General features: G+C 43.4%; 2 protein-coding genes. One reads left to right on the plus strand and one right to left on the minus strand.

What is annotated here, in order from left to right; translation table 11 throughout:
* A partial coding sequence (gene hemA / locus DWA01_RS06100) for a glutamyl-tRNA reductase (RefSeq protein WP_114284959.1) occupies positions 1-1003 on the minus strand: 1003 nt, incomplete at its 3' end.
* Positions 1004-1424: 421 nt separating this feature from the next.
* Between hemA and DWA01_RS06105 the strand changes: the two genes are divergently transcribed.
* Positions 1425-1931 (plus strand): hypothetical protein (locus DWA01_RS06105; protein WP_200832513.1); only part of this gene is annotated, 507 nt, incomplete at its 3' end.

The following is a 1931-nucleotide window of genomic DNA, read 5'->3' on the forward strand; positions in this document are numbered from 1 at the left end:
GTCGCTCTAATATATATCTGTCAACGCCATCCACGATAATTTTTTCAGCGTCAAGTGCCGCTTCCTGACGCTGCTGTTGGTTTTCTTGGATAACTTGATGCAAGTCATCTACGGTATAGAGGTAAACATCATCAAGCTCTTTTACCTGCACCTCAATATCCCTGGGCACCGCTATATCTATCATAAACATGGGCTGATGCTTGCGCTTAAGCAGTGCTGACTCCACCGCTCCCTTACCTAAAATTGGCAACTGCGAAGCAGTGGAGGCAATAACAATATCTGCACGATGCAATATATCGGGAATATCTCCCAGCAAAATAGCTTCGGCATCAAAATTCGCCGCGAGCAGCTGCGCTTTATCTAAGGTACGGTTAGCGACTATAATATTGCTAACTCCGGCATTTTTTAGGTGTCTAGCGACAAGTTCAATAGTCTCCCCCGCACCAATCAATAGCGCGGTACTGTCCTCTAGATCGGAGAATATATGTTGCGCTAAACTGACAGCGGCATAGGCAACAGACACCGGATTTTCACCGATAGCGGTATCCGTGCGCACTTTCTTTGCCACGGCAAAAGTCTGCTGGAATAGCTGACCAAGCTCTCCCTTCAATAAACTCATCTCTTGGGAGACGGCAAAACTTGATTTCAATTGACCTAAAATCTGCGGCTCACCTAACACTAGAGAGTCGAGCCCACAGGCTACTCTCATCATATGCTGCACGGCATCTAAACCGGTATGCGAATACATGCTCTGCTCAATTTCAGCGGTAGATAGTGACTTGTACTGCGCCAACCAATTTAATATTTCTTGGGTATTTTCAGTATTCGCCGAACAGTAAACTTCGGTTCTATTACAAGTAGACAGAATCGCTATTTCATTCAGCCCAGCATGGTCACGCGCTGCAATTAACGCATCCTGCATCACAGCTGGTGCAATAGCCAAGCGCTCACGCACTTCAATAGATGCAGTCTTGTGGTTGATACCCAACGCCAAAAGGGTCATATAAAAGATCTAATCCCGTAAGCTAAATTCTCGCCAACCCGCTACTTTGAAGCGAACGGTTAGAAATGATAAATAAAAACGCGCTATATTAACAACATTGCCAAACAATTTCGCCATATCTCTTTTTTATTTCGCTTTTTACAGCCCCATAAATCAATTAATTTAAAAATAAACGACTAGCATGCAAACTTAATCGCTACAGGCCAGTCATAGCCATTAAATATTATCCACTTTCCGGCTTTTAGGATAAACTAACTAAGCTATAATCAATGTATTGGCTGATTCTTCAAGCCATCAACACCGGCGGGTAGATGTTTAATTTTTAATGACAAACAGCGTTATCGCTTAAATGCATTATAATAGTAACGCCTATTATTATTTATCGGCCAATCGTTTTGACTCAACAAGGCAGGACCCAAACGTGATAACTGTACGTACCGCTATACTTATTGTCTGTTTTATCGGCCTATTTGGTTGTGCAACTCAATCCCACTCCTCGTCCGAGGCCAAATTCTCCGGTGAGTACCAAACTGGCGAATTACACCCACAAACCTTGTATGACATTCTACTCGCAGAGCTATCTGGTAATGTAGAAAATTACCAGTACAGCCTCGACAAATACCTCAAACAGTCAGAGCTGACACAAGATGCAGGCATCGCCAAAAGAGCAGTGCGAATCGCTCAGCACTTAAGAGACACTAAAGCCCTCACTAAAGCGGTCAAACTGTGGATAGTAGCAGCGCCAGACGAGCCAGAACCCTATCAGCTGCTAGCAAATATTTTGATTACCCAAAGCAAATTCAGCGAGGCACTGCCGCACTTCAACAAGGCGCTAGATTTAGGGCAAAACAAAGTATTATTAATGTTAAGCGCGCAACTTAAAAAAATGAGTAAAGCAGACATTAACGCTTATATAGATTTACTCGAC

Source organism: Candidatus Halocynthiibacter alkanivorans (assembly GCF_003333265.1).
In the GTDB taxonomy this organism is placed as follows: Bacteria; Pseudomonadota; Alphaproteobacteria; order Rhodobacterales; family Rhodobacteraceae; genus Halocyntiibacter_A; species Halocyntiibacter_A alkanivorans.